At 65.4% G+C, this 25,425-nt stretch carries 17 protein-coding genes; 10 read left to right on the top strand and 7 right to left on the bottom strand.

Translation table 11 applies throughout. The features are described 5' to 3' along the window. Positions 1–396 precede the first annotated feature (396 nt). From ACLKOZ_RS21455 to ACLKOZ_RS21470, 4 genes are all read left to right on the top strand, one after another. Complete coding sequence (locus ACLKOZ_RS21455) at positions 397–684, top strand: HU family DNA-binding protein (protein WP_056341443.1); 288 nt, start codon at positions 397–399, stop codon at positions 682–684. Positions 685–825: 141 nt separating this feature from the next. After that, complete coding sequence (locus tag ACLKOZ_RS21460) at positions 826–2,922, top strand: cytochrome c oxidase assembly protein (protein ID WP_436478206.1); 2,097 nt, start codon at positions 826–828, stop codon at positions 2,920–2,922. Then, the gene (locus ACLKOZ_RS21465; RefSeq protein WP_436478181.1) at positions 2,922–4,961 is read left to right on the top strand and encodes an NHL domain-containing thioredoxin family protein; all 2,040 of its coding nucleotides are present in this window, start codon (positions 2,922–2,924) and stop codon (positions 4,959–4,961) included. The genes ACLKOZ_RS21460 and ACLKOZ_RS21465 overlap by 1 nt, the downstream gene beginning before the upstream one ends. Positions 4,962–5,149: 188 nt before the next feature. Further along, complete coding sequence (locus ACLKOZ_RS21470; RefSeq protein ID WP_436478183.1) at positions 5,150–6,031, top strand: type IV toxin-antitoxin system AbiEi family antitoxin domain-containing protein; 882 nt, start codon at positions 5,150–5,152, stop codon at positions 6,029–6,031. Between the two features lie 58 nt (positions 6,032–6,089). On the opposite strand, the gene ACLKOZ_RS21475 is transcribed toward ACLKOZ_RS21470, so the two are convergent. From ACLKOZ_RS21475 to ACLKOZ_RS21485, 3 genes are all read right to left on the bottom strand, one after another. Beyond that, on the bottom strand, positions 6,090–7,082 hold the full coding sequence (locus ACLKOZ_RS21475; protein ID WP_436478208.1) for a hypothetical protein: 993 nt from the start codon (positions 7,080–7,082) through the stop codon (positions 6,090–6,092). Positions 7,083–7,213: 131 nt separating this feature from the next. Continuing rightward, positions 7,214–8,959: a helicase HerA-like domain-containing protein gene (locus tag ACLKOZ_RS21480; protein WP_436478185.1), complete on the bottom strand. Its 1,746-nt coding sequence runs from the start codon at positions 8,957–8,959 to the stop codon at positions 7,214–7,216. A gap of 4 nt (positions 8,960–8,963) precedes the next feature. Further along, the gene (locus ACLKOZ_RS21485) at positions 8,964–9,536 is read right to left on the bottom strand and encodes a hypothetical protein (protein ID WP_436478187.1); all 573 of its coding nucleotides are present in this window, start codon (positions 9,534–9,536) and stop codon (positions 8,964–8,966) included. 5 nt (positions 9,537–9,541) lie between these two features. On the opposite strand from ACLKOZ_RS21485, the gene ACLKOZ_RS21490 reads away from it, so the two are divergent. From ACLKOZ_RS21490 to ACLKOZ_RS21505, 4 genes are all read left to right on the top strand, one after another. Then, complete coding sequence (locus ACLKOZ_RS21490; protein ID WP_436478188.1) at positions 9,542–9,778, top strand: hypothetical protein; 237 nt, start codon at positions 9,542–9,544, stop codon at positions 9,776–9,778. 363 nt (positions 9,779–10,141) lie between these two features. Beyond that, positions 10,142–12,181, top strand: coding sequence for a PxKF domain-containing protein (locus tag ACLKOZ_RS21495; protein WP_436478190.1), 2,040 nt, complete (start codon positions 10,142–10,144; stop codon positions 12,179–12,181). A 208-nt stretch (positions 12,182–12,389) separates the two neighbouring features. Next, positions 12,390–13,379 (top strand): LLM class flavin-dependent oxidoreductase, encoded by a 990-nt coding sequence (locus ACLKOZ_RS21500; RefSeq protein ID WP_436478192.1) that lies wholly within the window; start codon positions 12,390–12,392, stop codon positions 13,377–13,379. A 323-nt stretch (positions 13,380–13,702) separates the two neighbouring features. Further along, the gene (locus tag ACLKOZ_RS21505) at positions 13,703–16,342 is read left to right on the top strand and encodes a trehalase-like domain-containing protein (protein WP_436478194.1); all 2,640 of its coding nucleotides are present in this window, start codon (positions 13,703–13,705) and stop codon (positions 16,340–16,342) included. 44 nt (positions 16,343–16,386) lie between these two features. On the opposite strand, the gene ACLKOZ_RS21510 is transcribed toward ACLKOZ_RS21505, so the two are convergent. The 4 genes from ACLKOZ_RS21510 to ACLKOZ_RS21525 form a co-directional block, all read right to left on the bottom strand. Continuing rightward, positions 16,387–17,532, bottom strand: coding sequence for an FAD-dependent oxidoreductase (locus ACLKOZ_RS21510; protein ID WP_436478196.1), 1,146 nt, complete (start codon positions 17,530–17,532; stop codon positions 16,387–16,389). Positions 17,533–17,585: 53 nt separating this feature from the next. Further along, complete coding sequence (locus ACLKOZ_RS21515; protein ID WP_436478198.1) at positions 17,586–18,512, bottom strand: AEC family transporter; 927 nt, start codon at positions 18,510–18,512, stop codon at positions 17,586–17,588. 52 nt (positions 18,513–18,564) lie between these two features. After that, positions 18,565–18,990, bottom strand: a complete 426-nt coding sequence (gene panD / locus ACLKOZ_RS21520; protein ID WP_436478200.1) for an aspartate 1-decarboxylase — start codon at positions 18,988–18,990, stop codon at positions 18,565–18,567. Between the two features lie 109 nt (positions 18,991–19,099). Continuing rightward, positions 19,100–20,014, bottom strand: coding sequence for a LysR substrate-binding domain-containing protein (locus ACLKOZ_RS21525; RefSeq protein ID WP_436478202.1), 915 nt, complete (start codon positions 20,012–20,014; stop codon positions 19,100–19,102). Positions 20,015–20,169: 155 nt separating this feature from the next. On the opposite strand from ACLKOZ_RS21525, the gene ACLKOZ_RS21530 reads away from it, so the two are divergent. Both ACLKOZ_RS21530 and ACLKOZ_RS21535 read left to right on the top strand, forming a co-directional pair. Further along, positions 20,170–21,633: an amino acid permease gene (locus ACLKOZ_RS21530; protein WP_337351994.1), complete on the top strand. Its 1,464-nt coding sequence runs from the start codon at positions 20,170–20,172 to the stop codon at positions 21,631–21,633. 218 nt (positions 21,634–21,851) lie between these two features. Next, positions 21,852–25,346, top strand: coding sequence for a bifunctional proline dehydrogenase/L-glutamate gamma-semialdehyde dehydrogenase (locus ACLKOZ_RS21535; protein WP_436478204.1), 3,495 nt, complete (start codon positions 21,852–21,854; stop codon positions 25,344–25,346). Positions 25,347–25,425: the final 79 nt, after the last annotated feature.

Below are 25,425 nucleotides of genomic sequence, written 5' to 3' on the forward strand. Positions count from 1 at the left end.
CGATGGTACTGCACCCGGGAGGGTGTGGGAGAGTAGGTCACCGCCGGACACACATTAGGCTCAGGCCCCGACAAACACGTCGGGGCCTGACCCATTTAACACACCCCCACCCCCGACGGAACCCGGCCAGGCGCACCCACCCCAGGCACCGCCGTCGTACCCCACCCACACCACACAGCGACAACATCCGAACGAACCCGCAACAACTGAGAGAGCGTCCGCTGTGGGCGCAATTCCCGCGAAAATCCCCCCAAATCTGGTGATTTGAGTCAAAAAGTCGCGGAAACACGCGGAATTTGCGGCCCTCGGCGGCCCAAGCTGGTAAGTTTTCGAACAGTGGCTTGTACGCATGCCGCGTGCAGGCTCCAGAAATCATGACCGTCCAGGAGGACATCAATGGCTAAGAACCGTAGTGAACTTGTTTCAGAGGTAGCAGGCAAGGCTGGCACCAGCCAGGCAGCCGTCAACTCCGTCCTCGACGCACTGTTCGAGGTTTTCGAGACCTCTGTCGCCGCGGGCGAGAAGATCACCATCCCGGGCTGGCTCGCCGTCGAGCGCACCGACCGTGCAGCACGCACCGGCCGCAACCCGCAGACCGGCGAGACCATCCAGATCGCAGCCGGCCACAGCGTCAAGCTGACCGCTGGTTCCAAGCTGAAGGCTGCAGTAGCCAAGAAGAAGTAACTTTCTTCACCAGCATCAGTGGAGCGGCAACCCTTTGGTTGCCGCTCCACCGCTTTAAGCCGATTCGCCGCCTCGGCACGTGTAGCGGACAATGGATAGGTGCCTTCCGCAGCAAAATCCCGTTCCACCGCACCCCAGCCCATGCCCGGCAAGGGAGCGCCTGGACTGGCCGGTGCCTTGGGCATCTCGCGGCCGTGGCAGCTGGCCGGCCTGGCGGCACTGCTCCTGGGATTAACGGCAGCACTCCTCTTCTCCGGTGCGGCCGCTGCCCGTGAGGTCTCTGACCCGGGTGCGCTGGCCCGCTGGGGGCTTCCCATCAGCAAAGCCATCCACAACGTCTCCCTGGCAACGGTAGTGGGCGGCCTGATTTTCGCCGTCGGCATCCTGCCCCGGAGCGCGTCCCGGCGTTCCAAGGACGACGACGGCCCGGAACACCCGGCCTTTTCAAGGGCCTTGGCCGTGGCGGCTGCAGCCGGTGCAGCCTGGACCCTGTCAGCCATCGCGGTCCTGGTGCTCACCTACTCGGACGTCGCGGGCCAGGGCATCTCCGGGGACGCTGAATTTACCCAGGCACTGGTCTACTTCATGACGGACATTGAGACCGGCCGCGCCTGGCTCGCCGTCACCATCATCGCGGCGGTCGTCACCACGGCTCTGTTCGGTGTGCGGTCGCTCGGAGGCCTCGCACTCACGCTGGTCCTGGCGCTCATTGGCCTGGTGCCAGCTGCCCTGATCGGCCACTCGTCCAGTTCCTCCGACCACGAAGGCGCCATCAACTCCCTGGGCCTCCACCTCGTAGGCGTCAGTGCCTGGGTGGGCGGCATCATTCTGCTGGCCCTGCTTTCGGGAATCCTGACCGCCTCGAAGCCCGGCACTGCAGCGGACATTACCGAACCCACCCTTCGCCGGTTCTCGTCCCTCGCCGGCTTCGCCTTCGTCCTGGTCTTTGCCTCCGGTGTCATCAATGCCAGCATCCGCATCACCAGCTGGGCTGACCTCTTTGGCTCCGCCTACGGGCAGCTGATCCTCGCGAAGACCGCCGCCACACTGGTCCTGGGCGGCATCGGATTTATGCACCGCCAGTGGGTCATCCCGCAGCTTGGCCGCAAGGGATCCGCGTTCTCGTCCCGACGCGTCCTGTGGCAGCTGGTGGTGGTGGAACTCCTCATCATGGGTGCCACGTCCGGCGTCGCCGTAGCGCTGAGCCGGTCCGCCCCGCCGCAGCCCACCACGTTCGCCCCCGATGCGTCCCCTGCCTTCATCCTCTCCGGTTACGAGCTGCCCCCGGAGCTGACCCCCGAGCGCTGGCTGACGGAATGGCGCCTGGACTGGCTGTGGATCGCTGTCGCGGTGTTCGGGCTGGTCTCCTACGCCCTCGGGGTTGCAAAGGTCCTGCGGCGCGGCGACAAATGGCAGTGGTTCCGAACGGTGAACTGGGTGCTCGGCCTGATGGTGCTGACGTACATTACGTCCGGGCCGCCGGCGGTGTACGGCCGGGTCCTGTTCTCAGCACACATGGTGGACCACATGGCCCTGACCATGGTGGCGCCCATCTTCCTGGTGCTTGGCGCACCCGTGACGTTGGCCCTCCGGGCGCTCCCTGCCCGAAGGGACGGCTCCCGGGGTCTGCGCGAATGGCTTCTGGTGTTTGTGCACTCGAAGTTCTCGCAGCTGGTGACACACCCTATCTTCGCGGCCGGTAACTTCGCTGGATCGATCGTCCTGTTCTACTACTCGGACGCATTCGGGTTCGCGATGCGCGAGCATGTTGGCCACGAGTTGATGAACCTGCACTTTGCGCTCACCGGCTACATCTTCATCCTGAGCATGATCGGCACGGATCCGCTGCCCCGACGTGCACCGTATCCCATGAGGCTGGTGCTCCTCCTGGCCACCATGGGCTTCCACGCTTTCTTCGGCGTGGCCATCATGGGCGGGACCAACCTCCTGGCGGCTGACTACTTCGGCAACCTCGGCCGGGCCTGGGGACCATCGGCCCTCCTGGACCAGCAGACCGGAGGCGCGGTGGCGTGGGGCATCGGTGAAGTACCCACCCTGCTGGTGGCGATTGGCGTGGCCGTCATGTGGTCCCGGTCGGACGCGCGTGAAACCAAACGCGTGGACCGGGCAGCGGACAGGAATAACGACGCCGATCTGAGTGCTTACAACGATATGTTTGCCAAATTGGCCGAACGCGATGCCAAGCTGGCTGAACGCAACAAGCTGGAAGGACGCTGATGAGCGAAACCGTACGCACTCATGCCCGGGTCCGGGCCTCCGAACTGGTGGGCCGCAACTGGTTGAACACCGGCGGCAAATCGCTGGACCTTGAAGCCCTGCGCGGGAAGATTGTGCTCCTCGACTTCTGGACCTTTTGCTGCATCAACTGCCTCCACGTCCTCGACGAACTGAGGCCGCTGGAGGAGCAGTACTCCGACGTGCTGGTCACGGTCGGTGTGCACTCGCCCAAGTTCGAGCACGAAGCAGACCCCGTGGCCCTGGCGGCCGCTGTGGAACGCTACGAGATCCACCACCCGGTCCTGGACGACCCCGAACTGGAAACCTGGAAGGCCTACACCGCGCGTGCCTGGCCCACCCTGGTTGTCATCGACCCCGAGGGTTACATCGTTGCCCACTTGTCCGGTGAAGGCCACGCCGACGGCCTCGCCGTGCTCATCCCCGAACTGATCGCCGAACATGAGGCCAAGGGGACCCTGCACCGCGGTTCCGGGCCGTACGTGGCGCCAGAACCGACGTCGGGCACGCTGCGGTTCCCAGGCAAGGCCCTGTTCCTGCCTGCCGGACGCGGGACGGCCCCCAACCCGGGACAGGATGCAGGAGCTTCCGACGGCGGGACTTCCGTTGATGCCGCAGCAACCCACGGTTCGTGGCTGGTAACCGACACCGGCCACCACCGCATTCTGGAGCTGGACACCGACTTCCACACGGTCCTGGCGACCTATGGCACCGGCACCAAGGGCCACGTTGACGGCCCTGCCGCCGCTGACCCAGCCGATCCTGACGCGGCCACCGCCCAGTTCAACGAGCCGCAAGGCCTGGTGCTGCTCCCGGAGGACGTGGCAGCGAAGGTGGGCTACGACGTCGTCATTGCCGACTCCGTCAACCACCGCCTCCGCGGGCTGTCGTTGCAGGACGGAAAGGCCACCACCCTCGTGGGCAACGGCATTCAACGGCTGCTGGAAACAGGCCCCGCCCGCGTTGACGAGGACGCCGCTGGGTTTACGGGCCGCCTCAGCGAGCACCCGCTGGAGGTCTCCCTGAGCTCCCCGTGGGACGTCGTCTGGTCGCGCAAGCTCAAGGCAGTAGTGATAGCCATGGCCGGAACGCACCAGATTTTCAGTTTTGACCCGCTGACTGGTGCCGTAGCCATCGCCGCCGGCAACGGCCTCGAAGGCCTGCTGGATGGCCAGGGCCACGAGGCCTGGTTTGCCCAGCCCTCTGGCCTCGCCGAGGACGCTGACGGCAACCTCTGGGTGGCTGACTCCGAGACGTCGGCCCTGCGCAAACTGGTGATTGACGACGGCGGCACGGTCACCGTGGAGTCCGCGGTCGGAAAGGGACTGTTCGACTTCGGCTTCCGTGATGGCGCCGCGGCTGAGGCCCGGCTGCAGCACCCGCTGGGTGTCACCGTCCTGCCCGACGGTTCGGTAGCCATCGCTGACACCTACAACGGCGCGGTGCGAAGGTATGACCCTGCGTCCAAGACTGTTTCTACCCTGGCGCGCGGGCTGGCCGAACCCTCCGACGTCATCGTGGACCACACCCATGCGGCAGGCTCCGAACCGCTGCTCGTAGTGGTGGAGGCCAACAAGCACCAGCTCGTGTACGTCCCGATCCCCAAGGAAGCCCAGCAGGTGGATGAGGGTGCAGTGCAGACCCACCGGCCCAAGAGCCCGGTTGCGCCCGGCTTGCTGGAGCTCAAGGTCCGCTTCACCGCGCCCACCGGCCAGAAGCTCGATGACCGTTGGGGCGATCCCACCCAGATGAAGATCTCCTCCACGCCGCCCGAGCTGATCGTGGCCGGCGGAGGAACCTCGGTGGGGCTGCTCCGGACTGTGGAGCTCTCCGCCGACGTCCCCGAGGGCATCCTGCACATTACGGCCCGCGCCGCGGCCTGCGACGGGCCCGAAACCGAGGACGGTGAGATCCCCGACCACGCCGCGTGCCACCTGTACCAGCAGGACTGGGGCATTCCGGTCCTGCTCCAGGACGACGGCGACACCGAGCTGGTCCTGGACCTGCGCGGCATGGACTGAGCGCCGCCGTCCTGACCTAAGTGCCGAACTGGCCCGGTTTTCGACCCGCGAGGGTGGGGAACCGGGCCAGTTTTGTCCTTGCTGCCGCCAAAACTGGGCCAGTTTGTGCGCTGGTCCGAGGGCGTGGCTTGTCCACATAGCCAGTTCCGGGACTGTCTGCCGGCCGGGAGGGCCGACATTGTGGCTTTATGGACCCCACGGAGATCCTCAGGTCGGCGGGCGGAGTGCTGCTGACGCGGGAAGTGCTGACTGCCGGTGCTACAGAAACCGGACTTCGCCGGGCGCTGCGGAGCGGCGAAGTGGTTCGCGTGCAGCGGGGGCTCCTGGCCCTTGCGGACGCTGATCCGCAGCTCGTAGCCGCCGGGCGCGCTCGTGGTCTCCTCACGTGCGCGTCTGCCGCTCCAGCATTCGGCCTCTGGCAGCTCCGTCCTCCGGTGCGGCCTCACTACTGGCAGAGTAATGGCCGGAACCCTGTGGGCTGTGGCAGCCACCGTCTTCCACTGACGCAGCAGCCCAGCCATGGGACGCTTGCAGCCCTTCCGGATGTCCTGCTGCATGCGCTGCTATGCCTGCCGGAACTCGAATCCCTGGTCATGGTGGAGTGTGCGTACAACCGGGGAGACATCGACCGCGCATTCCTGCTCCGCCACCTGACCGGCAATCGTTGCGGCAAGGCGCGGACCGTGGTGTCCAAGGTGGACCGCGGCGCAGATTCCCTCCTCGAGACGTTGGCCAGGGTGCTGTTCAGGGATGCCGGTATTTCCACAGAAACCCAAGTATGGATCGACGGCATCGGGCGGGTGGACTTCCTGCTGGAGGGTTTCCTCATTGTGGAGATCGACGGACTTGCGTTCCATCTTGAGGCGCGGCAGTTCAAGAAGGACCGCCGCAGGGACAACACGGCCACACTGCAGGGACTGCCTGTGCTCAGGTTCTTCTATGATGACGTCGTTCACGCACCGGAATCTGTCCTGGCGCAGGTGCGGGAGGTGCTTGCCCGTGGTTCGCTGCGGTGGCCCCAACCGAACCGGCCCGGTTATCAACGCAACCGCCACGAAGGCGGTTGGTGATGCAACGGGCAGCCTCCCATAACTGGGCCAGTGCGGCAGGGCTACTGGCCGGTTGAGCTTAGTAGCTCAGCAGCGGCGTGACCTTGATGGTGTCGCCGGCGACGTCAAGGCGGGTGGTGAAGCTGAAGTCCACCTCTTCGTTGAGCGGGAAATTGGCGCCCGTGAAGGAATTCTGCTGGACCGCCTCCACGCGGGCTTTGCCATCCAGCGGCGCCACCACCCAACGACCGCCGAAGGGCTCGATGGAAATCTCCGGGTACTCGGTGATGCTCCACTTGATGGTGCCGTCGTACACCGTGTTGTTGCTGGCGTAGTAGAAGGGACAGTCCGGCTGCAGTTTCTGCTGCTTCTGGGCCTCGGCGGCGCACGTGTCCAGGAACTCCTTGACCTTGGCCCCGACGTCCTCCTTCAGGTCCTCCGTGGCCTGGGTCAGCAGGTTCAGTGGAGCAACAGGGACGTTGTTGCCCGTGATCGTGGCCCGCGTAGGCGGGGCAGCGAAATACTCGCCGTTCAGGGATGCCTCATACTCGCCGGGGTAGAAGACGGCGAACGTGTTGCGGCCGTTGGGCATGTTAACCGGCACGCCGTTGACGGTGGCCTCGCTGGCGTTCACCACGGTGATATCCACGGTTGGCAGCCGTGAGGGAACAAAGGCCCAGGTATTGAAGAAAAGCCACTCGGTGCCGGTTTTCTCCAGCATGAATTCGGTCCGCAGACGGCTGCCGTCAATGGTGTACTCCATGGGCACCATGACCTGGTTGCGCGGCCGTTCTTCGGCGTCGCCGATCTTGACGTTGGCGAACCGCGAGGCCGCTGTCTGCAGGGCTGTACCGTCCAGCATTGCGGCGTTGGCCTGCGGGACAGTGGCCCGTAGCAGGCCCAATGCCTTGCCGCCGTCACCGCTGTGCAGGGCGTCCAGGTACTCGCGCACAGGCTGCTGAGGACTGGCCACAGTATCGTTCACGAGGTTCACCGCCACGATGGCTCCGGCCACGGCGAGCATGAGGCCCAACAGCCATCCGGCCGCGATCCTCACCAACGCTTGACTCATCTGCACGTCCCCCACGTTACCTGCAAGCCCGCCAATTCCGGGTGCCGGGGCACGCCTGCATGACGTGTACCGGCCGCTTTACCAGGGCCCGACGGCGGCACTCCAGTCCCTGGAACATCGTCAGTTTGGGCCTAGCGGCGGCGCCGGGACGACGTGCCGAAAACGCCTCGGAGCAGTTCCCGGCCGAGCTGGGTGCCCATGGAACGGACCATGCTCTTCAGCCCGCCGCCCAGCGCCCCGCCCAAGGCTCCGGCGAGGTCGCCCACCAGGTCGCCGCCTGCCGGGGCGGGCCGTTCCGGGGCACGCGGTGCCCGTGTGCGGGGGGCACGTGGGGCACTTGGGGACCGCCCGGAATCGCCGCTCTCCGGTGCGGCCGACGGTGCCGGCGACGGGGCCGGGCGGCTGCTGGGCCGGCCCAGGATCTCTTCCTCGATCCTGCGGGCCTCGGCGTCGACGTCGGCCTGGCTCCTGGGAGCTCCGGGCACAGGTGGTTCGCCCGGTGCCGCCGCTCCAGTGGGCGCCGCAGCCTTGCCCGTGAGCTTTTCATAGGCGGAGACGTTGTCCACCGAGGTTCCGTACTTCGCCAGCAGCGCGGAGCCGGCCACCGTGCTTTTGACCAGTTCGTCCGAGCTGGGGCCCATGACGGACTCTGGCGCGCGGAGCCGGGTATGCGCCACCGGGGTGGGGGCGCCCTTCTCATTCATGACCGTGATGACGGCTTCGCCGATGCCCGCCGAAGTCAGCGTTTCCTCGAGGTCGTAATCGCTGACCGGGAAGGTGGACACGGTGGCTTTGAGTGCCTTGGCATCCTCCGGCGTAAAGGCGCGCAGGGCATGCTGGACACGGTTGGCCAGCTGGCCGAGGACGTCCGCCGGCACATCCTTGGGAGTCTGGGTCACGAAGAAGATACCCACGCCCTTGGACCGGATAAGCCGGACGGTGGTGGTGATGGCGTCCAGGAACGCCTTGGACGCGTCGTTGAACAGCAGATGGGCTTCGTCCAGGAAGAACACCAGCTTGGGCTTGTCGAGATCCCCGGCCTCTGGCAGGTCCTCGAAGAGGTCGGCCAGCAGCCACATCAGGAACGTGGAGAACAGCATGGGCTTGGACTGCAGCGTGGGCAGTTCCAGGCAGGTAATCACGCCGCGGCCGTCCGGCGCCGTACGGAGGAGCTCAGCGGTGTCGAACTCCGGTTCGCCGAAGAACCGTTCCAGCCCCTGCGCTTCCAGGTTTACCAGTTCCCGGAGGATGACCCCGGCCGTGGCCTTGGAGAGACCGCCCAGCTCGCCAAGTTCGTCCTTGCCCTCAGCCGAGGTCAGGAACTGGATGACCGAGCGGAGGTCCTTCAGGTCGATAAGTTCCAGGTTGTTCTTGTCTGCGAAGTGGAATACGAGCTGCAGGCTGGACTCCTGGGTGTCGTTGAGCTCCATCACCCTGGACAACAGGATGGGGCCAAACGACGTGACGGTGGCGCGGACGGGCACGCCGTTGCCGTCGCCGCCCAGGGCCAGGAATTCCACCGGGAACGTCTTCCCCGCCCACTCCTGGCCGATGCTCTCGGTCCGCGCGGCGAGCTTCTCGCTGCCGGCCGCGGCCGTGGCAAGGCCGGACAGGTCCCCCTTGATGTCGGCAAGGAACACCGGGACCCCGGCGGCGGACAGCTGCTCTGCCATCATGTGGAGGGTGACGGTCTTGCCAGTGCCGGTGGCTCCGGCCACAAGGCCATGCCGGTTCATCATGGCCAGCGGAAGCCGGACCTGGGCTTCCTTGTGGAGTTCGCCGTCGATGATGGCGGCACCGAGTTCGATGGTGGCACCTTCCAGGGCGTAGCCCTTCTGGATGGTGGCGAGCTTCTCTGCGGTGGTTTTGTTGGCCATGCCGCTAGCTTAGTGGCGGGCCCGGGAGATTCTTGGTGAACGCCAGCGACTTTATCGTCTCCGGATCCCCATGAACATCGAACTGCGGTTCGTACCCGGTGGCCAGCCGTGCCACCAGCCGTGCACGGGTTTGCAGCGAGCGGGCGTTGAGCCGCTCGGCCGGAACCAGCCGGCCAAGGTCCATGTACACCTTCAACAGCGCCACAAACAGAGCCATCGTCTCGGGGTGGTCGGGCCCGTCGCGGACGAGGAGATCGTGTTCGATGTACTTCGTCACCGCGTCCTGCACCTCGGAATGGCTCGGGAAGGACTGTCCGGCGAACGGCCTGTCCAGGCGCTCCAAGTCCAGGCGGAGGCCGCTGTCCTGGACGGAAGCGGCCACCAGGTCCTCGCGGGCTGTGCTGTACCAGTCGAGCGCAGCGAAGCGGCGGGAGAATTCAGCCCAGCTTGTGCTGACCCTTTCGGGGCTGCCCGTGAACAGCTCGCGGTAGTAGCCGTAGCCGGCTTCCTTGGCGATGAGCGGCCAGAGGTGGCTGCGGAAGCCCAGTTCCGTGTGGAGCTCCAGGAGAGCGTCCACAGAACGTGGCCGAGGCGCCGGTCGTTGCGCAGGGCCGCACCAAGGAGGAGGCACGGCGCCGCGGCCTGGAACTCCTGGACCGCGTGTTTTGCTCCGGGGCCAGGTTGAACGTCTTGCCGGCCGCGGTCACCGTAGAGCCCGACGACGGTGCTTACGCCGCCGTTGCGCCCGGGTCCGAGCAGGCGGCCAGCGCCAGGAGTGTGGTGATTGCAACTGCTGCACCGGCAGCCTGCCTTGCTTGAGTGTTGGCATGTTTACCCCGAGAAAATTGCTTGATTGCAGAACGGATCGTTGTTCTTGGCTGCAACTGTCCGGCAGTCCCCGCGAGGGAATCAAAGCTTCCGAAACCCGGAGATACAGGGCGTAACTGCAGTTAATCGGGCGCACGGTGCGGTCATATTCAGGGGCATTCGGAGTACTCACAGCATGTGTTTTGGCGGCGTAGCCCCGGGCAAACCAAGTAGCGCGCCAAAACGGGTCCGGGAAAACGAGTACTCGTCCCCGAAAGACGGGTGGGGATTACGCGTGTGCTCACCGGGGGGTGATCCCTACGGTGGGACTACGGTGCGATCGGAACGGCTGCACCGCGGATGAGGGAGGCCATCATGAAGTATTCAGAAGTAATCCAGGACACGGGGCCTGGCAAGATTTTGCTCCGCCGCGCAAGCTTAAGGACAGCGGCCGCGGTTGCAGCAGGGAGCCTTCTTCTCGCGAGTGCGGGGGTGGTTTATGCGGACACCATTTACAACACCCTGGATGCGAGCGTTGATTCAGTTGCGGAGGTTATGCCCCTCAACGTCGGCGGGTCCAACGGATCCACGCTGCTGGCACTGACCCCCTCAAACGGTGACGGAAAGAACGGCTGTAACCTCACGGGATCGACCGTCCTTACCCTGAATATCGTTTCGAGCAACACTGCGGTGGCGACCATCACCACGCCGCAAGTGTCGTTCACATCCTGCAACGATACGCCGACGGTAGGGGTGCACCCTGTCGCGGAAGGTTCAGCCACAGTGACAGCGACTGTCGCCTCCAACAACTCGGGGGGCACCTTTAGCCTCGCGGCTGTTCCGTTCCAAGTAAACGTGGCCCCTCCGGCCAACACAGCACCTGTCCTGTCGATCAGCGGGGTAACCCCGGGCGCCTCTTACGCGAAAGGGTCCGTTCCTGCTGGGGTCTGTCACGTGACGGACACCGAAGACGGCAACAGCTCCTTCCCCGCAATCCCCAGCGCCATCACCGGCGATGACGCTGCCACCGGGATCGGGTCCCAGACGGCCAGCTGCAGCTACACCGACGGCGGCGGCATGACGGCCACAAGTTCCGTGACCTACGGCATCGTCGATGCTACCGCCCCGGTGATCAGCTACACCCTCAGCCCTGCCGCGGCGGACGGGCTGGCGGGCTGGTACAGGAACTCTGTCCAGCTGACCTGGACCGTCACCGAGCCTGACTCACCCAGCACGCTTCAGCTCGTCGGCTGCGATGACACTCTGGTCTCCACCGACCAGCTGCCCAACGACTACTCCTGCACAGCCACCAGCGGTGGCGGCAGCGCCGGTCCGGCCACCGTGTCCCTCAAGAGGGATGGGACCGCACCCACCGTCAGCTACGCCGACGCCACAGGCACCCTGGGCAACAACGACTGGTATGTCTCGGACGTCGTCGCCCGGTTCACCGCTACGGATGCAACATCCGGCCCGGCCTCGGCCTCCCAAACGGTGACCTCCAGCGGCGAAGGCTCAGCCGTAGCCGTCCAGAGCCCTGAATTCGCGGACGTAGCGGGCAACACCACCGCCGCCGGCGCCGCGAGCCACTCGTTCAAGATCGACAAGACGGCACCGGAGGTTTCCTATACCGGAGCCGCTCCCGCGCCCAACTCCAACGGTTGGTACAAGAACGACGTCGAAGCGACGTTCACGGCAACCGATGCGGTGTCCGGGCCGCTGGAGGCAACCAAGAAGGTAACGTCCTCCGGTGAGGGCGAAGCCGTCGAGGTGGCAAGCCCTGCGTTCGAAGACCTCGCCGGCAACGTTCGGGAGGCTGGCGTGGCAACAGCCAGCTTCAAGATCGACAAGACAGCTCCGACGGTGAATTTCAGCTCGCTGCTGGCCGACAGCTACTACGGCTCCACTCCGGCAGCCCCGGGCTGCGTCGCATCCGACAGCCTTTCCGGCCTTGCCGGAAGCTGCACAGTCAGCGGCCACGAAACCACGGTAGGCACGCACACCTTGACTGCCACCGCCACTGACAACGCAGGCAACACCACCACGATCACCGATGACTACGAGGTCAAGGCCTGGACCCTGAAGGGCTTCTACCAGCCCATCGACATGAACGGCGTGTTGAACACAGTCAAGGGCGGCAGCACCGTACCGGCCAAGTTCGAAGTGTTCGCGGGCGCAACTGAGCTCACCGATCCAAGCCAGATGTCGTTCTCGATGGCGAAGATCTCGTGCTCCCCGATTGTCCCTACTGACGAAATTGAAACGACTGCAACCGGCAATACGTCACTCCGTTACGATGCAACGGCGGGCCAGTTCATCTACAACTGGAAGACTCCGACGGGCGCCGGCACTTGCTACCGGCTCACGATGAAGGCGTCCGACGGCAGCACCATGAGTGCCAACTTTAAGCTGAAGTAGGAACCAACCAACAGCAGGGCCCGGCCGCGAGGCCGGGCCCTGCTGTGTGCCCCTGGTCGGCGTGCTCCCGAGCCGCCCCGCATAACGGTGTGGGCCACCCCACCGCAGCTAGCAGAAATAACGCAGGCGCCGCCGTCGTTGTCCACAGTGTGCCCGCCGCAACCCGGCCGGCCAACCCTACGCAACGCATTGAAAGGCCGGCACCGACGTGACTCTTCCCCTCTCCATTCTTGACCTGGCAACCATCGGAAGGGGCCAGAGCGCGGCGGAGAGTTTCGCGGGCAGCGTGGCCATGGCCCAGCGCGCAGAGGAACTGGGCTACCGGCGGATCTGGTACGCCGAGCACCACAACATGTCCTCCATCGCCTCTTCAGCTACGAGCGTGCTGATCGCCCACGTGGCCGCGCATACCCAGACGATCAGGCTGGGCGCCGGCGGCATCATGCTGCCCAACCACTCGCCGCTGACCATCGCCGAGCAGTTCGGCACCCTGGAGACCTTGCACCCCGGTCGGATCGACCTTGGCCTGGGCCGAGCCCCCGGCAGCGACCAGAACACCATGCGGGCACTGCGCCGGGACCCGATGTCCGCCGACAGCTTCCCGCAGGACGTCCTGGAACTGCAGGGCTACCTCACAGGCCCCACCCGGATCCAGGGCGTGGAGGCCACCCCGGGCAAGGGCACGAATGTGCCGCTGTACATCCTCGGCTCCTCGCTGTTCGGCGCTCGGCTGGCCGCCCAGCTGGGCCTCCCGTACGCTTTCGCCTCGCACTTTGCGCCCAACGCCCTGCAGGACGCCGTTGCCGTCTACCGCCGTGAATTCAAGCCCTCAGCCCAGCTTGACGCACCCCACGTGATCGCCGGCGTGAACGTCATCGCTGCAGAATCCGCCGCGGAAGCGCAGGCAATGCTGCAGGCCACCAAGCGTGCCCGCGTGTCCCTGTTCTTCGGCGGTGGCCGCGAGTTCACGGACGACGAAGCTGACATGATCCTGGACTCACCGCAGGGCCAGCATGTGTCCCAAATGATGACGTACTCCGCCGTCGGCACCCCGGACGCGGTGATCGAATACCTGGATGAGTTCGGTAAGCACGCCGACGCCGATGAACTGATCGTCGCGCACCAGAGCACCGGGACCGAGGCCCGGATCCGCTCCGTGGAACTGCTGGCTCAGGCCGCCGGCCTGGCACGGGTCTAGCCTCCCCTGCCTGCTCGCTCCGAATGCGTCACGCCCAGCACGCATTCTGTAAAGCACGACGGCGGGTTCCCCGCAATCACGCAGGGGAACCCGCCGTCGGGCTCTAAAAGGCTGCCGGGCGTGACGCCGATCCTTTACCCACTTGCGTGACGTTTACACACTTGCAACCAGAGGGACTTTCGGGCGAAACGGCACGGGCGGAGAATAAAAACTGCCCCCTCTGGAATTCCTTCTGGACTTCCGGGGAGGGGCACCACCCGGAAGTCCGCAAGGTAATCCAGCGGCTGCTTTTCTGGGCCGGGTTCCGCTCGAAGGGTTTCCCCATGCCTACTCCGCTAAACCAGAGTGTGGCTGATTCTGCGCTGCTGACCAGGTCACTTCCGCTCGGCCTGCTCCGGGCGTTCGTCCAGTCGGACGCAGCGGACGAAGGCTTCACCCCCAGCCTGCTGGCGGAACTGAAGGTCCTGGCCCGCGTCCCAGGGCTGTTGGTGGCCTGCAACTACGGCGGTACGTTGTGCGACGCCGAGGGCATTTCCACTGAGACGCTGCCGCTGGGGAGCGCCGCGATCGCCCTCCGCGCCCTGGCCGCGCTGCCCAACACCCATGCTGCCGTCATCTCCGGCCGTTCGCTCCGCGACCTCGCCGCAGTGTCCCGGCTGCCCGCGGAAGTGCACCTGATCGGCTCCCATGGCGCAGAGACTGACATGGGGTTCGCCCACGTCCAGAGCCTTGCCACCGAAGCCACCCTTCAAAAGGTCAGCGTCGCGTTGTCCGAGGCCGTGGGCTTCCAGAAAGGCATTTGGATCGAACGGAAGCCCGTGGCGGTCTCCGTGCACACCCGGCCCGCCGCGCCGGACGTCGTGAAGACTGTGACGGAGACGGCGCGGGAGATCGCCAGGGCTCACGGGATGTTCTTCATCATCGACGGCTCAGTGCTGGACCTCTCGATAGTGGAACCCTCCAAGGCCGAAGCCCTGGAAACCCTCAGGTCCCGGCTGGGAGCCAGCGCAGCGTTGTACGCCGGGGACGCCTACAGCGATGAGCTGGCGATTGCCACGCTCCGAGGCCCGGACATGGGCTTGCGTGTGGGCCCGGGGGAGACCCGCGCCGCTCACCGGCTGCGGGATCCTGAGTCCTTTGCCCGGGTGCTGGCCATCCTCTTCGAACTCCGGCGTGCCTGGCTCTTCGGCGAGGACGCCGTGGGACTCGAGCGGCACTCAATGATCGGCAACGGAGCCTCCACCGCCTTGCTCACCCCGGATGCAAAGATCTGCTGGATGAGCCACCCGCTGCCGGATTCAGGGTCGCTGTTCGCCCACATCCTGGGCGGGGACGCCGCCGGCCACTTCTCCGTGGAACCGCTGAAAACATCGCAGGTGCTGGGGCAGCGCTACGTGGACAGCACCATGATCGTCGAAACCCGGTGGGCCGACGTCACCGTGACGGACTACCTGGAACCGGCGCCGGAGGGCATTACCAGCCTGGTCCGCGTGCTGTCCGGAACCGGGGCGGCCAAGATCGTGTTCGCACCGCGGCCGGACTACGCCAACGCGCCGTTCAGCATGGAGGCCCGCGGCGATGAGCTGCATGTCGTGGGCACGTCTGATCCGATATTCCTTTTTGCTCCCGGCGTCAGCTTCACTATCACCTCGGACGGCCGCCACGGCACCGCCACTGCGACGGTCAACCTGCAGGACGGGCCCGTGGTCCTTAACCTGCGCTGTGGGGACACCGAGCCTGCGGCGGAGCACCCTGGCGGGGAGAATGACCGGCGTGCCTGGGTGGCGCTGCACTCCCGCCAGTGGGTGCAGGACCTGGAACTGCCTTCAGTGAAGCCGTCACTGGTCCGTCGCTCAGCACTGGTGCTCCGCGCACTCGTACACGAGCCCACCGGCGCCGTGCTGGCCGCGCCCACCACTTCCCTGCCCGAAGGGATCGGTGGGACGAGGAACTGGGACTACCGGTACTGCTGGCTGCGGGACGGGTCAATGACGGTGAACGCCCTCGTGGACCTTGGCTCCACGACGGAGGCGGAAGGATTCCTCAGCTGGCTTGGCCGGATCCTCGAACATGCGCCCGGCCCGGAATGGCTGCATCCGCTGTACTCCGTCACGGGGGCGCCGCTTTCCACGGAGGCCGTCATTGACAGCCTGCCCGGGTACGCAGGGTCCCGCCCCGTCCGGATCGGAAATGCCGCAGACCACCAGGTCCAACTGGATGTTTTCGGTCCCATTGCCGAGCTCATCCACGCACTCAGCGAACGCACCGGGGTGCTCCGGGACGAGCACTGGGAACTGATGGTGCAGATGGCCGCCGCCGTGCTGGCCCGTTGGCATGAGCCCGACCACGGCATCTGGGAAGCCCGCAGGCCGCCGCGCCACCACGTCTACACGAAAGTGATGTGCTGGGTGGCTCTGGACCGGGCGCTCCTCACGGCCGCGCGGCACGGCAGGGCACCGGAACCGTCGTGGGAGCCCACGGCGCAAACCATCCGTGAGGAGGTCCTGCAAGAGGGCTGGGACGACTCCGCAAAGTCCTACACCGTGGCCTACGACAGCCCTGACCTCGATGCTGCCGTCCTCCACATCGGGCTCTCCGGCATGCTGGACGTCAGGGACCAGCGCTTCCTGGACACCGTTACGGCGGTGGAACGCGAACTCCGCGTCGGGCCCACCGTCTTCCGGTACAGGTACGACGACGGCCTGCCGGGCTTGGAGGGCGGGTTCCACATCTGCACTACCTGGCTCATCGAGGCTTACGTGGCTGTGGGCAGGATCGAGGAGGCCTGGGACCTTTTCGACCAGCTGGTGAACCTGTTTGGGCCCACCGGATTGCTGCCGGAAGAGTACGATCCCGGTACGGAGACCCACCTCGGAAACCACCCGCAGGCTTACTCGCACCTGGGCTTCATCCGCTGCGCCCGGCTGCTGGACCAGCATCAGGCAGGCGCCCGGGTTCCGTAGCACCTCCGTTCCGCGGGGGCGGCGCGGGCCTTGGAGGCGCGCAGCTAGCGGGCTGCGGAGAAGATCTTTGGCGCAGGCCGTGTGCCCGTGGCCAAATCCGCGAGGATCCGCCCCACTACGGGCGTGAACTTGAAGCCGTGCCCGGAGAAGCCGGCACCGATGACTACGGGCCCGATCCGGTCAAGGACGAAGTCCTCATCCGGGGTGGTGGTGTACGTGCAGCTGATGGCTTCGAGGGAATCGGCGTCCACGCCGGGCAGCCAGGTCCGGGCGTAGTCCTGCAGAGCCGCGAGCTGGACGGGTTCGGGCAGGAAATTCCGCCGGTCCGGATCCACCTCCGGGCCAACACCGTGCCAGCCCGCCTTGATGCCTTCGCCTGGCGTCTGCATCCCGTAGACGGGCGAGTACCAGTTTTTGTAGGCCGGGCCGGTTCCGGGCATGTGGTTGAACCCCGGCCACGCCGCGCCCTCATCGGCTACGCGGAAATGCGCCGGCTGTTCCTGTGTGACCCTGAGCCGGGGCATCCGCAGCTTTCCGCTTCCGGCAGCGCCGGCCAGGAGCTTCTCCGTCCAGCCTCCCGCCGTCACCACAGCCTGGGCAGCGGTCACCACTTCGATGCCCCCTGAAGAGCCGGGGCCGGGCTCCAAGGTGAGCCGGACGTCGTCGTCCGTGATTTCCAGCCCGACCACCTTGGTGTGGTGCCGGATGTCAGCTCCGCGGGCAGCGGCGAGCCGCTGGAAGGCGGGGAGCGCTGCCTCCGGGTTCAACTGGCCGCCGTCGGGCATGTAGAGGACCTGCTGGTCGAACCGGATGCCGCGCCACCGTCCGGCCGCCTCCTCGGGACTGAGGAACTCAGCCTGGATACCCGCCTGGGTGAGTGCTGCCTGCACTTGGGGGAGCAGAGGATCAGGGCCGTGGTTGACGATGCCTGTCCGGGTGAGGAGTTTTTCGCCGGTTTCCTGCTCCAGCTCGTCCCAGAGCGCCAGGCCTTCGGCGAGCATGGCCACATAGTCCGGCCGGTAGTAGCCGGGGTTCAGGTTGCGCGTGGTGCCGTGCGAAGCGCCGATGCGGTGACCAGGCCCGAACTGTTCCAGCAGCGTGACCTGCCGGCCGCGGCGGGCCAACGCCCAGGCGGCGGCCGAGCCCATGGCTCCTCCGCCGATCACTACGGTATCCAGGATTCTTCCCATCTGTTCCTCCTCAGGTTCGGGTCAGGCCAGGTTCGGGTCAGGCCAGGTTCGGGTCAGGCCAGCAGCAGCGCTACGCCGATCATGGCAGGCACCGCCACAACCGTTGTCAGGAGCACGGTGTCCTTGGCGACTGTCAGGCCGGTCTTGTATCGGCTGGCGGCCACAAATACGTTCTGTGCCGTGGGTAGCGCAGAGGTTATCACCACGGCGAAGAGGGCGTGCCCTTCCATTCCGACTGCAAAATGCGCGAAAACGTAGGCGATGGCCGGCTGGATCACCAGCTTGAAGAGGCTGGCAAGAAGCGTGTCCACGCGGCGGCCAGCGGACGCCTGCAGCGGGCGGCTGCCGTTCAGGCTCATGCCGAACGCGATCAGCATGGCAGGAATTGCCGCACCGCCGATCAGGTGGATCGGTTCCATGACCAAGGGGGGAACCTGCAAGCCGGTCCCGGCCACCAGCAGGCCAAGTCCGGAGCCCACAATCATCGGATTCCTCAGGATCATCACCACGAATCCCAGAGGTGTAGTGCGGTGGCTGCTCGTGCTGGAGTCCAAAATCATGAGGAACAGCGGTGTGAAGAAGGCCAGCTGGAAGATCAGCAGTGGCGCCACGTAGCTGGCGTCGCCAAGGACATAGACCGCGATGGGGATGCCAAGGTTAGCGGAGTTCGCCAGCGAAGCGGCCATCGAGGACATCAGCGCCTCCGGCAGGGCACGCTTGAGCAGGAACTTGGTGATGGCAAAGAAGATCGCGGCCGTGGCGAAAGCCGCCACGGCGGTCACGAGCAGGGGCGCCGCGAACACTTCCTGCAGCTTGGCCTTGCCGAGGGTTTCGAACAGCAGCGCGGGGCTGGCCACAAAGAATGTCAGGCCGCTGAGGACCTGACGTGCGTTCTCGCCGAGGATCTTCCTTCGGCCCACAAACCAGCCCACCAGGATGATGGACCAGACAACAAAAAAGCCCGCGAGTACGCCTAACAAGGATTGACTCCTAAGGCGCAGCGCCAGTCCGGGCTAAATCTCACCCTCCTGGTTACAGGACAGCGTTATTGAGGGCGAAAGGGGGGCGCATCAGTCCCGGGGTGTGGCCCTCGGCGGGGTCGTTTCCGATCTGGACAATCTTGTTGTCCTGATCCACATGGACAACCTTCGGGTTGTAGGCTTTCGCTTCTTCCGTGGTCATCTGGGCGTAGGTGATGAGGATGACGATATCGTTCTCATGCATCAGGTGCGCGGCCGCCCCGTTGATGCCAATGACCCCTGAGCCGCGTTCGCCGGCGATGGTATAGGTCTCCAGGCGTGCGCCGTTGGTGACGTCCACAATGGCAACAAGCTCGCCGGGCAGGATGTCGGCAGCGTCCAGCAGGTCCAGGTCAACGGTTACCGAACCTACATAGTGCAGGTCAGCGTGCGTGACGGTGGCCCGATGGATTTTGGACTTGAACATTGTGCGATTCATAACCCGATCAGTCTAGCGTCGGGGTAAGGATCGCGCAGTGACGCAGGAAACACTGGCGACCGGGGCGTCATGGAGCCCCGCCCGTGGCGGGATGGGCCCGGAAACCCCTTTAGCCGCCGTCGGGATTCCGCACTGACTCCGCGGTAATGGCGAGTGTCTCGCGGGCTGCGAGGATGGCGGGACGCTTAGCGCTGGAGCGGCGCACGGAGGTGAAGATGGTGCGGTGCGGGTTGCCGGGCAGGTCCAGCAGCTGGGCTGTTGTGCCCCGGCCGGTCCAGACAAGGTCCGGCATGAGGGCAACGGCATTCCCGGACTCGATGAGTCGGATCTGGGCCTGAAGGTCGGCTGTCTCATAGCGAACATCGGGCTCGAAGCCGGCACTGCGGCACGCCTGCTCAGCCCAGTGCCGCGACGCCGCGCCGCGCGGCTCCATCACCCAGGCGAGTCCCGCCGTGTCCTCTATCGAGGTGATCCGGGACCGGCCCGGGGCCTCGGGCGGGACGGCGAGCCGGATCGCATCGGTGGTGAGCTTGATGCGGTCCAGCTCCGTGTATCGTGGTGCGGCGTGGCCTGGATACTGCTCGGCGATCACCAGGTCGAAATCCCGGGCCCACGTCTCGTGCAATGCCGTTTCGGGCTCCCGCTGGATCATTTCGATCCGTACCTCCGGGTACGCGGTGGACATCCTTGAGAGGGTTTCCGGCATCAGCGCCAGGGCCGCGGACTGGAACACGGCGATGCGGACAGTGCCGGTGACGGTTGTGAGGGAGGCTGCCAGGTCCGCTTCGGCCTGCTCCAGCGTCTCAAGGAGCTGCGCCGTGTGGGCCACCAGGACTTCGGCCTGTGGCGTGAGCTGGACGCGGCGGCCGGTCTTGCGGAGCAGTTCGACCCCGGCTTCCTTTTCCAGCAAAGCCAGCTGCTGGGAGACCGACGACGGGCTGTACTGAAGTGCCTCGGCCACCTCGGCCAACGTGCCCCTGATCTTCAATTCGCGGAGCAGCCTGAGGCGGCGGACATCGAGCATGGGAGATTCCTTGTTGAATCTAATGAATACTGATTAGAAGTAGTCACTTTATCTAACGCAACCACGCTTGCATACTGTTGTAGCTGAGTTACCCCCGTCACAGCTGGCACTTTAGGCGCCGCGATGGGGCCGCACCCCCAACCCAGGAGTTCCTGATGAGCACCAAAGATATGACCCAGTCGGTCATGAGGCGCAAGCCCCTCGACGACATTGAAGAAGAAAACAAACACAGCGGCCTGTTCAAGTCCCTCGGGCTATGGCAGCTCACGGCCATCGGCGTCGGCGGCATTATCGGCGTCGGTATTTTCTCGCTTGCCGGCTTGGTTGCGGCAGGCAGTGAAGAAAACCCGGGTGTGGGGCCTGCGGTTCTTATCTCGTTCCTTATCGCCGGCCTGGCGTCCGCGGCGGCAGCCCTGTCCTACGCGGAATTCGCCGGCATGATCCCCCGGGCCGGGTCGGCCTACACCTACGGTTATGTTGCGCTGGGCGAGGTGATCGGCTGGTTCATCGGCTGGGACCTGCTGCTCGAATACATCGCGATCGTGGCGGTCGTTGCCATCGGCATTTCCGGTTACCTGGAAGCCTTCCTGTCCGGCATCGGCATCCATCTGCCTGTCTGGATGACCTCGACGGCGGATGAGGGCAAGGGTGGCATCATCAACATCCCGGCCATCCTGGTCTGCCTCCTCGTCACCTGGATCCTGTCCCGCGGTACCAAGGCCTTTGGCCGGTTTGAACTCGTGGCTGTCGCCATCAAGGTCGTCCTGATTCTCTTCATCATTGGCTTGGGCGTCTTCTACATCGACACCAACAACTACAACCCGTTTATGCCCAGCGGATTCGGCCCGGTCCTTGCCGGCTCAGCTACCGTGTTCTTCGCGGTGTTCGGATACGACGCCATGAGCACCGCGGCGGAAGAGGCCAAGGACGGCAAGAAGCACATGCCCAAGGCCATCGTCCTGTCCCTGATCATCGCCATGCTGCTCTACGTCGCAGCCACCCTGGTCCTGACTGGAATGCAGAACTACAAGGACATCGATCCCGCTGCTGGCTTTGCCTCTGCCTTCACCAGCGTGGGCCTGCCCGTCATCGCCACCATCATTTCTGTCTTCGCGGTCCTGTCCATCCTTACCGTGATGCTGACGTTCCTCCTGGGTGTCACCCGCGTTTGGTTCTCCATGAGCCGCGACGGCCTGCTCCCCGGCTGGTTCGCCGGAACGGACAAGCACGGAACCCCGCAGCGGGTTACCTGGATCGCTGGAATCTCCTCGGCCTTGCTGGCGGGCGTATTCCCGATCAAGGCGGTCGCCGACCTCACCAACATCGGCATCCTGGCCGCTTTCGTGGTGGTCTGCCTGGCAGTGATCGTCTTCCGCTACAAGAAGCCTGACGCACCCCGTACGTTCCGCCTGCCCCTGATGCCCTTCATCCCGGCATTCGGTGTCCTCGCCTCGACCCTGCTCATCTGGCAGCTGCCGGCTGACACCAAGTGGCGGTTCCTCGTCTGGCTCATCATCGGCCTGGCCATCTACTTCTTCTACGGGAAGAAGCACTCGCTGATGAACCCCAACAGCCCGCGCCACCAAGAGCTCGAGGAGCTCCACCGCCCCGTCGGCTAACCACCCGGCCACCATCCTCCGTTGCTCTATCACCTAGGGTCCCCAAGTACATGTTTTGGGAGCCAATGGTGATAGAGCAACGTGTGTTTAAGGCGTAAAAAAGAGTTGGCTTTTCTAATCGGTATTACTTAGAAAACATCGCTTTATCTTATGTGACTGCGGGCCCATACTGATGAATAAGACCAGTTCAGAACCCAAAGAAAGAACGAGTACCAGCCATGACCAACATTGCTTTGGAACCCGGCGTGAACCCCGGATCCGCGCCCCGCACAGCTGACGTTGACGTGCCCCAGGCGCGTGCCCTCGCGGCCGAAACCATCGGGCTGGTGCGCCGCTGGCTGACGGAGGCTTCGAAGGTTCCCGTGGATGCCTCGGCCCAGCAGCTCGCGGGTGTCCTCAAGGATCCCAACGGCCTGGAGTTCACCGTTGGTTTCGTGGATGGCGTGGTCCGGCCCGAAGACCTCACCGTCGCCGCCCGCAATCTCGCCGCCCTCGCACCCAAGGTCCCGTCCTTCCTGCCCTGGTACATGCGCCGCGCTGTCCAGCTCGGCGGCGCCATGGCCCCGGTCCTGCCGCAGGTTGTCATCCCCATTGCCCGGCGCGTGCTCCGCGAAATGGTGGGCCACCTGATCGTTGACGCCACCGATGCCAAGCTTGGCCCGGCCATTGCCAAGATCCGCAAGGACGGGATCAAGCTCAACGTCAACCTCCTGGGCGAAGCCGTCCTGGGTGAACACGAGGCCTCCCGCCGGCTTGAGGGAACCCACACTCTCCTGGCCCGCCCGGACGTGGACTACGTCTCCATCAAGGTCTCCTCCACCGTGGCACCGCACTCGCCGTGGGCATTCGACGAGGCTGTGGAGCACGTTGTCGAAAAACTCACCCCGCTCTTCAGCCGTGCCGCCTCCTTCCCCAAGGCCAAGTTCATCAACCTGGACATGGAGGAGTACAAGGACCTGGACATGACCATTGCGGTCTTCACCAGGATCCTGGACAAGCCGGAGTTCAAGAACCTCGAAGCCGGTATCGTGCTCCAGGCCTACCTCCCGGACGCGCTTTCGGCCATGATCCGCCTCCAGGACTGGGCCGCCGAGCGCCGCGCCAACGGCGGCGCCGCCATCAAGGTCCGCGTTGTCAAGGGCGCCAACCTGCCCATGGAACAGGTGGAATCCTCGCTGCATGACTGGCCGCTGGCCACCTGGAGCACCAAGCAGGATTCGGACACCAATTACAAGCGCGTCATCAGCTACTCGCTGCACCCGGACCGGATCAACAACGTCCGGATCGGCGTGGCCGGCCACAACCTGTTCGACATCGCGTTTGCCTGGCTGCTCGCCAAGCAGCGCGGCGTGGAATCGGGGATTGAGTTCGAGATGCTGCTGGGCATGGCGCAGGGCCAGGCCGAAGCGGTCAAGCAGGACGTCGGCTCCCTCCTGCTCTACACCCCCGTGGTGCACCCCGCCGAGTTCGACGTCGCCATCGCTTACCTGATCCGCCGCCTCGAAGAGGGCGCCAGCCAGGACAACTTCATGTCCGCTGTCTTCGAGCTGAGTGAAAACGAAGTGCTCTTCGAGCGCGAGAAGCAGCGCTTCCTCGCCTCCCTGGACAAGCTCGACGACGCCATCCCGCCAGCCAACCGCCAGCAGAACCGCAGCCTCCCGCCGCAGCCCCTGCCGCACGATTCATTCAAGGACACCCCGGACACGGACCCGTCACTGCCGGCCAACCGTGACTGGGGCCGGGCCATCCTGCAGCGCGTCCCGTCCTCCACACTGGGCAACGCCGCTGTAGAGGCCGCCACCATTACGGACGCGGATGCCCTCAACAAGGTCATCGGCACCGCCGTCGAAAAGGGCAAGGCCTGGGGCGCCCTCTCCGGCGACGAGCGGGCCGAGATCCTCCACCGCGCCGGCGACGTCCTCGAGGCCCGCCGCGCCGACCTGCTTGAGGTCATGGCGTCCGAAACGGGCAAGACCATCGATCAGGGCGACCCCGAGGTCAGCGAAGCCGTGGACTTTGCCCACTACTACGCCGAGTCCGCGCGCAAGCTGGAAAAGGTCGACGGCGCCACATTCGTTCCAGCCAAGCTCACCGTAGTCACTCCGCCGTGGAACTTCCCGGTAGCCATCCCGGCAGGCTCCACCCTTGCGGCACTCGCCGCCGGCTCCGCCGTCGTCATCAAGCCTGCCAAGCAGGCCCGCCGCAGCGGTGCCGTGATGATCGAAGCACTGTGGGAAGCAGGCGTCCCCAAGGACGTGCTGACCATGGTCCAGCTCGGCGAGCGTGAGCTCGGCCAGCAGCTGATCTCCCACCCTGCCGTGGACCGGGTGATCCTCACCGGCGGCTATGAGACCGCCGAGCTGTTCCGTTCCTTCCGCAAGGACCTGCCGCTCCTGGCCGAGACGAGCGGCAAGAACGCCATCATCGTCACCCCCAGCGCGGACCTGGACCTGGCCGCCAAGGACGTTGCGTACTCAGCGTTCGGCCACGCAGGCCAGAAGTGCTCCGCAGCGTCACTGGTGATCCTGGTGGGCTCGGTGGCCAAGTCCAAGCGGTTCCACAACCAGCTGATCGACGCCGTCACCTCCCTGAAGGTTGGTTACCCGGAAGATCCCACCAGCCAGATGGGTCCGATCATCGAGCCCGCCAATGGCAAGCTCCTCAACGCCCTGACCACCCTGGGCGAAGGCGAAACCTGGGCGGTGGAGCCGAAGAAGCTGGATGGCACGGGCCGGCTGTGGAGCCCGGGCGTTCGCCACGGTGTCCGGCGCGGATCCTACTTCCACCTCACCGAATTCTTCGGACCGGTCCTCGGCGTAATGACGGCGGAGACGCTGGAGGAAGCCATCTCCATGCAGAACCAGATCGAGTACGGCCTCACCGCCGGGCTGCATTCTCTCAACCCTGACGAGCTCGGGATTTGGCTGGACTCCATCCAGGCCGGAAACCTGTACGTCAACCGCGGCATCACCGGTGCCATCGTGCAGCGCCAGCCGTTCGGCGGCTGGAAGAAGTCTGCTGTGGGTGCGGGCACGAAGGCTGGCGGACCGAACTACCTTGTGGGCCTCGGCGACTGGGTCAGTGCCGAAGCCTCCTCCACGGCAGCTGTCACCAACGCCGCTGTCCGCCGGATCAGGAACGCGGCAGCCGGCGCCCTGCAGCCTGCCGAGCTTGAGGCGCTTGAGCGTTCCCTGGCCTCTGACGCCCAGGCCTGGGCCGATGAGTTCGGCACCGCCAAGGACGTTTCCGGCCTGAGCGCGGAGCGGAACATCTTCCGCTACCGTGCGCTGCCGGTCACCGTACGGCTCTCAGAAGGTGCGCCGCTGGCGGACCTGGCGCGGACCGTGGCGGCCGGCGTCGTGGCAAACTCGGCACTCACTGTGTCCACCGCCGTCGAACTTCCGGTTCAGCTCCGCTCGGTACTCACCGGCTTGGACATCACCGTCACAGTGGAGTCCGACGCCGACTGGCTGGCAACAGCCAGCCGCCTCGCGGCTGCGGGCAAGCTGTCTGGTGCACGGATCCGCCTGATCGGCGGTGACGCCACCGCCCTGGCGGAAGCCACTAACGGACGCCCAGACCTGGCGATCTACCCCCACCCGGTCACGGAGGCCGGACGGGTTGAGCTGCTGCCGTTCCTGCACGAGCAGGCCATCAGCATCACGGCCCACCGTTTCGGCACGCCGAACCATCTCTCGGATGCCCTGATCTGACGCCGAAGACCCCTGCGCAAGCGAACGGCCCGGGGGGCACCTTCGGGTGGGCGCCGGGTAGTTTTTTTCTTGGAGTCGT

Origin of the sequence: Arthrobacter sp. R4, from assembly GCF_051365025.1 — a bacterium.
Lineage (GTDB): Bacteria > Actinomycetota > Actinomycetes > Actinomycetales > Micrococcaceae > Arthrobacter.